The following is a 6700-nucleotide window of genomic DNA, read 5'->3' as shown; positions in this document are numbered from 1 at the left end:
AGCTCGGGTCGTCCTCGCCGAACTCGGTCAGCAAGACGCGGCAGGAACGAGCCGGATGCCGAGTCGGCGAAGCCGAACCTCCATTGCGGGCACCGAGACGTCGAAGTAGCCGGCCATGCGGATCAGCGTGCAGCCCTCGTCTTCGAGTCGTCTCACCGCGTCCTCGGGCATCAGTAGGTTCGCGGCGAACTCGTTGGCATAGAACTCGTGGGCGTCGGTCTTCGACGTCCGTTTGTCGACGAACGCGAACCCTTCCCGCAGGTCTCCCAGCGTCTCGGTTCGCTCGACGAAGTGGCCGAGCTCGTGCGCGCACGTGAACCGTTTCCGAGGACGCGTCTCGGACTCCTCGACGAAGATCACCGGCTGAGTGCGAAGCCGGGAGATCACCATCCCGGACGTCCCGTCCTCGAGCGGTGCCTCGGAAGCGCGCACACCCATGTTCGCGGCGATCTCGAACGGATCGACAGGGAACTCTCGGCCTCGCCAGTGCGTAGCGAGCGTGTCCTCAGCGGCGCGACGGGCAGCCTCCTTGATCAGCATCGCCCGAACACCTCCCCTGCCGTGTCATCTCTTGCGCTGCATATGGCAAGAGAGTATCTAGCGCGACTCTAGCTGTCCCCGATACGCCTGACCATTTGGGCACCCCAAGCCGATCCCGGCGCCACATCATTCCCCGCGGAAACGTTCGATACCTCGTCAATGCAAGGAGACAACCGGTGACAACTCGGCACACATCGCATCGTCGCGTCGACGCCGCGAACCTGATCGTGCTCGTGGTTGCCGTCGCCTCCGGCATCTTCGCCTACATGCTCGTCACCTACGCGAGCATGAACGCACTGGTGATCGTCCCGGCGGTAGTGGTCGCGACCCTCAGTGTGCCGAACCTCATCAAGCGCGAAGCCCCGCGTGAGTGACGGCGCAGATCAGAGTCACTCATAGAGTCAAGGGAACCAACCGCATCCTGCGTGCGTCGAAACCTGCATGGACGAGGGGGAGCGGGACAACCGGTACGACTGGCTGCTGTGGGAGCTCGAGCTACTCGCGTGGCGCAAGGGCGGCAGGGAGGAGGGCGACGGCGAGTGATCGGGCCGAAAGTTGTCACGGAGTTGTCACAAGTCGCGCGTCGCTGGGGGTCATACTGGCTCACACCCGCTCGCTTCGGTGCAGGTCAGCGCGTTCCGGCTCGCCTCGGCTCGACACACTGGCGGACTTTCTGTCCGCTGCGTGCAGCGGCGAATTCGGGCGGCTGCTGCAGCTTCTCGATCCCGATGTGGAGTTGCGCGCGGAATCCGCGCTATCGAGGTCGTCGGCAGGCCCGGTGCGCTGACGAGCCTCGGCTTGGCGTCGGTGTGCTGAGGGGCCAGTTCGATTCCGTGGACTGCGGTTCACGTCATGACGCGGTACCGGAGAAGCGTGACGCCGTTGCCGAAGCGGCGTTCGTCGCGGAGTTCGAGTGCGGTGCGAGTCGTGGTCTGCAGTGCAGGTTTTCCGCCACCGATGATCCAGGGCCAGACGAACAGCTGACACTCGTCGACCAAGCCGGCTGTGAATGCCTGTGCGGCGAGCTCAGCGCCGCCGACCGTGAGATCGCCTGTGGCGGTCTCCTTCATCTCCTGTATCTCGGTCGGATCGAAGCGTTGCGCGATGCGGGTGTCGGCGGTCGAGACCGTGGTCAGCGTCGTCGAGTAAACGACCTTGCTCGCGGCTTGCCAAGCGGTCGCGAATTCGGCTGTGAGCGGCGACTGTTCGCCGAGCTCGGGGTTCGTCTCCCACGGGGCCATCGTCTCGTAGAGGCGTCGCCCGTACAGGAAAGTACCGACAGGTCGGGTCAGTTCGGTGTAGGCCGCGAAGACCTCGTCGTCGTGCGGATACAGGTTGAAGTCGCCGTGCTCGTCCTCGATGTATCCGTCGAGCGACATGTTCATCACGTAGATCAGCTCGGCCATGGCACTACCTTTCGGTGTTCGGTGACGGCTGGGCATCGACCAGGGCCGTGTGCAGTTTCGACAACGCTTGGTGCCACCCTTGCTGGGCGTTGCCGGTGATGTGGTGGGGGAGCCACTGCCGGATCTCGAGTCGGGTCCGCCCTACGGGTTCGTCGTGGAACTCGACGCGAACCCTCGTGTCGAACGACTCGACACCGCCCGGCAGCCGGCCGGTCACGTGCATGAGACCGTCGAGCAGTTCGCCGTCGATGACCTCGGTGAGGTCGACATGAACACGGACCTGAACCTCCGGATCCGCCGAGGAGACCTCGGTCCATCGCTGGTGGCCGCCGGTGCGCACGTCGAACTCGATGTCGTTGCGTGGCAGAGAGTTCCCCGATGGACCCCACCATGCTGCGAAGTGGGCCGGATCGGTGAATGCACGGTAGACGAGGCTCCGAGGTGCGTCGAACACTCGCGAGATGTCGATCTGTGGCGCGAGCGGCTGCATCATCAGGTCTCCTCGGTTGTGTGTTCCGTGGCCTGAACCTCGGCGAGGTGGGCGTCGAGTCGGTCGAGGGACGTGTCCCAGAACCTTCGGTAGCGGTCGATCCAGTCGGCGGCCTCACGCAGCGGAGCGGCTTCGAGGTGGCTGGCGCGCAGCTTGCCCGAGCGGGTCCGCGAGATGAGGGCCGCGTTCTCGAGCACCTTGAGATGCCGCGATACCGCTGGCATCGAGATGGACAGTGGCGCAGTCAGTTCCGTGACGGTGGAATCGCGCTCGGCCAAGTCGGCGAGAATCCTCCGACGGGTCGGGTCCGCGAGCGCCGAGAAGACTGCGCTGAGCTGATCGGTGGCGGCCACTCCCACCTCCTCATTACAATTAACCAACGAGTTAAATGTAATGCTGTGAGGTGACGCACGTCAAGGGTGTTGTGCCGGTCGAGGTCGGCAGCACCGGGCGGTTCGCCGTGCCCGGCCGAGTCAGCGGTTCGGGTTCGTCGCTGCCCCATCCAGCCACAACGTGTCGGTCGCGTCGGCGTGGGTGCTTCCGCTGCCGACGTGCTTGGCGTCGATCTGCGGTCCTTTGGTGATGACGTGGACGAGCGCCATCCCGTGCCCGCGTCCGAGGCCGTACTCCTCTTTCAGCCACTCCAGAATCGGCGTGGCCTTGGTGGTGTCGTCGAAGCCCCGCGCGCGAGCGAGTTCGACGAACTCGCGGGGCGTGAGGCCGGTCTTCGTCTCGATGTTGTCGAGGTAGCTCTGAAAGGACATCGGTGAAACCCCTGTCGGTTCGGGAACGAGTACGCGAAACCGTGTAGCGGTGTGCCGTGGGTGAATCCAGCTGATCACGTCGTGACAGTAGCGAGGTTCACCGGCACTCGGCGTCGATCTTGCTGGCTTCGTGTGCGTCGCCCCGGCTGTGGACCGAACGCGGCAGGCGGACGACCGATACCGGACGCCGTGGGCTGCGGTAGCCAGCGCTCGGTCGGAGTTCGTCTCGCGTCCTGCGGCCGGGTCCCCGGCTCCGCTCTGTCGTGTTCGGTCGCCGGCCGCCCCGGGACGGGCGGCGTGCCGGACGTGACGACGAGCGGATCGAGGCCGGGTATCGACCGAGGATCGGGGCGAACTGCGAATCCGACCTATCAGCCCGCCGATCGTGTGAAGGGGCGAACCGAGGCCGCCGACAGCAGGTAGGACGCACAGGCGACCACGAGCAGAATGGAAAGGGCACCGGTCAGCGTGGGAGTGGAAGCTATGACGGACCCCGCGACCGCCACGCCGAACAATGTGCCGAACTGCCTGGTCGCATTGAACGTGGACGACGCCACGTGAGAGTAGGCATTTCCTGCGGACTCCATCACTCCCACCGTCATAGCGGGGGCGGCGACGCCGAGTCCGGCATTGGCGATCATGAGCGAGACGGTGAGCCCCAGGAGGCCGATCCTCGGTCCCAGCAGCAGGACAGGGACGTAGGCGGCTGCGGCGACCACGAGACCGATGATCACCGGCCACCGCACGCCGACCTTCGCGACGACTCTCGCGAACGCGAGATTGGCCGCAACGAAGACGAGCATGATCGGCAGGAGCTGGAGACCGGCCCGTCCAGCAGAAAGCCCGTACTCCTCCTGGAGCAGCAGCCCAAGTGCATAGAGAATCCCGTACAGGCCGAAGTTGAGGCCGAAACCGACCGCGGTCATCGACGAGAAACCCTGTCGCCGAACGAGTTCCCGAGGCCAGATGGGGGCATTGGAGCTACGCTCCCGCGCCACGAACAACACTGCGAAGACCACTGCGGCGACTGCACTCGTCGTGACCGTCGCACCTGCCCAATCGTGAGAAGGCCCCCCGATCAGGAGAAGCGCTGCTGCTGTGACTGCGATGAGGAGAAGGACATGCTGGAGGTACTCGATCCGCTTCGCCGCCGTCGTAGGCGAATGGGAGACGACTCGTAGCGTTGCCACGAGGCCGACGACCCCCACGGGAACATTGAGGAAGAAGATGCTGCGCCAACCGAGCGACGAGACGAGAAGCCCGCCGACCACGGGCCCGACGCCTGATGCTGCTGCGCCCGCGGTCGACCACAGTGCCACCATTCGCGCGCGCTGTTCAGGGTCCCGAAACAGGCTCGTGAGCAGGACGAGTGACGCCGGAATGAACAGTGCTGCTGCGCAACCTTGAACGGCTCGCGCGCCGATGAGCACGGCACCGGTCGGTGCGAGGGCACACGCGACGGACGCGAGAACGAACAGCGTCAGGCCCGAGACGTAGAGGCGGCGTGCTCCGAATCGCGACGCCGCAGCACCCGCGAGAATCAGCAGTGATGCGAAGGTGAGTATGTACGCGTCGACAGCCCAGGTGAGGGATTCGACGGACAAGTCGAGCGATCGGCGCAGTTCGGGCCCTGCAACGTTGACGACGGTGAGATCCAACGCCGCGACAACGAATCCGGTGGATACGGCGGCGAGGATCGTCAGGGCACTACCGGTCGGCAGGGCGAGTCCGCTGGAGGCGGGGGACGAACATGGTGTGGTCACCGGCTTTCCTAACAATCAACTGGTTGAATCAACGTGTTGTAAGATTTGCGTGCGAGCGTTCGACTCGGCAACGAAACGGCCCGGAATGTGGTGAGGGCCGCAGGGTCGGGTGCCGTATCGTCCTTGTTGTCCCAATATTCGCAGGACCTCGAGGTGGTGGGCGTGGTCCGAAGGCGGGTGTGGTAAATAATTTGATATGTCGGAGATGGATTCGGAAGCTTTGGAGTTCGGGCTTTACCACCGAGAAATACTGAACTCCGCTTTGCGGGAATCGACCGCGCCGCTTGCGCGCCTGGGCTTGAATCCGGCGCTGATGAATGTGCTCAATGCCATTGCGGGTTGTCCGGGCGCGTCGGGGGCGCTGATCGCGGAAACCAACGACACGAGCCAACAGGCTGCGGCGCGCAGCCTCGCACACTTGATCTCCCGAGGCCTGGTTCGCCGAACGGTGGGGGAGCGGGCGACGTTCTCGCATCACCTCACGCCAGAGGGCGAAGCGAAGCTCTTCGCGGGCCTCACGATCGTTGCTCGGCAGAACCGCGACCTACTGAGCGTTCTGTCGGAACGCGAATTGGACGAGTACCTGCGGCTGACGCGGAAGCTGCACAGCGTGCGAGCACGAAGGTCCGTCGAAGAGGTGGCTCGGTTGACGTGGGCAGCCGACACCGACTCGGAGTCGGGCGGCCGGGAGTGACGTGGCGGCCGCCGCGCTGTTCATGCGGTGTCCGCAGCTCCGTCGAGGCGTGACGAACGATGCCCTAGTGTGTGAAACCATGGCCGACGAGCACTCCGACGACGACCTCCGTGTGGGCAATCCGGAGCGTGAGCGAGCGGTTGCCCTGCTCAACGACGCATTCGCGGCTGGATATCTCGATGTCACCGAGTTCGAGGAGCGGTCGGGGCGTGTTTACGCGGCACGCACGCGCGGCGATCTTCGTGAGTCCGTCGCCGATCTCCCCGCTGCTGGGCAGCTGTTTCCGGGAACCGCCTCCGTCGCTCCGACGCCCGCTGCCGCTCCGCCGCGGCAGGCCTCCTACGACGCCGACTGGGGGACGATCCGCCGCAAGGGCAGCTGGACCGTCGATCAGCGGATGCTGTTCACGGGCTCGATGTCGACGGTCGACCTCGACTTCACGGCGGCGGTGTTCCCCGCGTCGAGAATCGATGTGGAGTTGCACGTGTCGGTCGCGACCGTGAAGATCAAGATCGGCCCGGATCAGGAGATCCGCTTCGACGATCTGGTCAAGAGCGGATGGTCGACGATCAAGGACAAGTCCGGTCCGCCGACACGTCAGGGTGGACCCTTCGTCAATCTGCACGGCTCGGTGTCGGCGGCGTCGTCGGTCGTCATCAAGCGTTCGGGTTCGCGGTGAGAGCGTGAGCGGTGCACCGCGCGCGACCGGGAGGCTCGCAGTCGAGGGGGGCCAGCAGATCTACTGGGAGGAATGGGGCGAGCGAGACGGAGTACCGGCTCTCTTTCTCCACGGAGGCCCGGGGGGTGGGCTCGGGAACAGTCGATACAGGTTCGGCTTCGATCTCACACGAACTCGAGTCATCGGGTTCGATCAGCGGGGTTGTGGCCGTTCGTCACCCCACGCCTCCGACCTCACGACATCCTTGGCCCAGAACGACACCTCCGCGTTGGTCGGCGACATCGAGGCTCTACGGCGTCATCTCGGTGTCGACCGGTGGATCGTGGACGGAGTGTCGTGGGGTTCGACGCTCGCGCTCGCTTAC

10 protein-coding genes are annotated in these 6700 nt (G+C 65.0%); 4 read left to right on the top strand and 6 right to left on the bottom strand.

From position 1 onward, the window contains the following. Nucleotides 1-27 precede the first annotated feature (27 nt). Nucleotides 28-540 (bottom strand): ImmA/IrrE family metallo-endopeptidase, encoded by a 513-nt coding sequence (locus RR1_RS21175; protein WP_010840062.1) that lies wholly within the window; start codon nucleotides 538-540, stop codon nucleotides 28-30. A 176-nt stretch (nucleotides 541-716) separates the two neighbouring features. On the opposite strand from RR1_RS21175, the gene RR1_RS21170 reads away from it, so the two are divergent. Then, nucleotides 717-914, top strand: a complete 198-nt coding sequence (locus RR1_RS21170; RefSeq protein WP_010840061.1) for a hypothetical protein — start codon at nucleotides 717-719, stop codon at nucleotides 912-914. A 471-nt stretch (nucleotides 915-1385) separates the two neighbouring features. Here the strand turns inward: RR1_RS21170 and RR1_RS21165 are convergent, their stop codons facing one another. The 5 genes from RR1_RS21165 to RR1_RS21145 all read right to left on the bottom strand — a co-directional run bounded on the left by RR1_RS21165 (nucleotide 1386) and on the right by RR1_RS21145 (nucleotide 4963). After that, nucleotides 1386-1946: a dihydrofolate reductase family protein gene (locus RR1_RS21165; RefSeq protein WP_040775265.1), complete on the bottom strand. Its 561-nt coding sequence runs from the start codon at nucleotides 1944-1946 to the stop codon at nucleotides 1386-1388. 4 nt (nucleotides 1947-1950) lie between these two features. Further along, nucleotides 1951-2439: an SRPBCC family protein gene (locus RR1_RS21160; RefSeq protein ID WP_010840060.1), complete on the bottom strand. Its 489-nt coding sequence runs from the start codon at nucleotides 2437-2439 to the stop codon at nucleotides 1951-1953. Then, nucleotides 2439-2789: an ArsR/SmtB family transcription factor gene (locus RR1_RS21155; RefSeq protein ID WP_010840059.1), complete on the bottom strand. Its 351-nt coding sequence runs from the start codon at nucleotides 2787-2789 to the stop codon at nucleotides 2439-2441. Before RR1_RS21155 ends, RR1_RS21160 begins: the two co-directional genes overlap by 1 nt. 120 nt (nucleotides 2790-2909) lie before the next feature. Further along, nucleotides 2910-3200 (bottom strand): DUF4287 domain-containing protein, encoded by a 291-nt coding sequence (locus tag RR1_RS21150; RefSeq protein WP_010840058.1) that lies wholly within the window; start codon nucleotides 3198-3200, stop codon nucleotides 2910-2912. Between the two features lie 371 nt (nucleotides 3201-3571). Continuing rightward, nucleotides 3572-4963, bottom strand: a complete 1392-nt coding sequence (locus RR1_RS21145) for an MFS transporter (protein WP_010840057.1) — start codon at nucleotides 4961-4963, stop codon at nucleotides 3572-3574. Nucleotides 4964-5159: 196 nt separating this feature from the next. On the opposite strand from RR1_RS21145, the gene RR1_RS21140 reads away from it, so the two are divergent. The 3 genes from RR1_RS21140 to RR1_RS21130 form a co-directional block, all read left to right on the top strand. After that, complete coding sequence (locus RR1_RS21140; RefSeq protein WP_040775262.1) at nucleotides 5160-5657, top strand: MarR family winged helix-turn-helix transcriptional regulator; 498 nt, start codon at nucleotides 5160-5162, stop codon at nucleotides 5655-5657. A gap of 79 nt (nucleotides 5658-5736) precedes the next feature. Further along, nucleotides 5737-6336: a DUF1707 SHOCT-like domain-containing protein gene (locus tag RR1_RS21135; RefSeq protein WP_010840055.1), complete on the top strand. Its 600-nt coding sequence runs from the start codon at nucleotides 5737-5739 to the stop codon at nucleotides 6334-6336. Next, a partial coding sequence (locus RR1_RS21130; protein WP_307718154.1) for an alpha/beta fold hydrolase occupies nucleotides 6260-6700 on the top strand: 441 nt, incomplete at its 3' end. The genes RR1_RS21135 and RR1_RS21130, both read left to right, overlap by 77 nt.

It is taken from the genome of Rhodococcus rhodnii NBRC 100604 (assembly GCF_001894925.1).
GTDB classification, from domain to species: domain Bacteria; phylum Actinomycetota; class Actinomycetes; order Mycobacteriales; family Mycobacteriaceae; genus Rhodococcus_F; species Rhodococcus_F rhodnii.
This window is presented reverse-complemented; position numbering and strand designations above follow the sequence as displayed.

What these genes read in the sequence shown, in the direction of transcription:
- RR1_RS21140 (WP_040775262.1), top strand. Translation starts at nt 5,160, where the DNA reads ATGTCGGAGATGGATTCGGAAGCTTTGGAGTTCGGGCTTTACCACCGA.
- RR1_RS21175 (WP_010840062.1), bottom strand. Translation starts at nt 540, where the DNA reads ATGCTGATCAAGGAGGCTGCCCGTCGCGCCGCTGAGGACACGCTCGCT.
- RR1_RS21135 (WP_010840055.1), top strand. Translation starts at nt 5,737, where the DNA reads ATGGCCGACGAGCACTCCGACGACGACCTCCGTGTGGGCAATCCGGAG.
- RR1_RS21165 (WP_040775265.1), bottom strand. Translation starts at nt 1,946, where the DNA reads ATGGCCGAGCTGATCTACGTGATGAACATGTCGCTCGACGGATACATC.
- RR1_RS21150 (WP_010840058.1), bottom strand. Translation starts at nt 3,200, where the DNA reads ATGTCCTTTCAGAGCTACCTCGACAACATCGAGACGAAGACCGGCCTC.
- RR1_RS21160 (WP_010840060.1), bottom strand. Translation starts at nt 2,439, where the DNA reads ATGATGCAGCCGCTCGCGCCACAGATCGACATCTCGCGAGTGTTCGAC.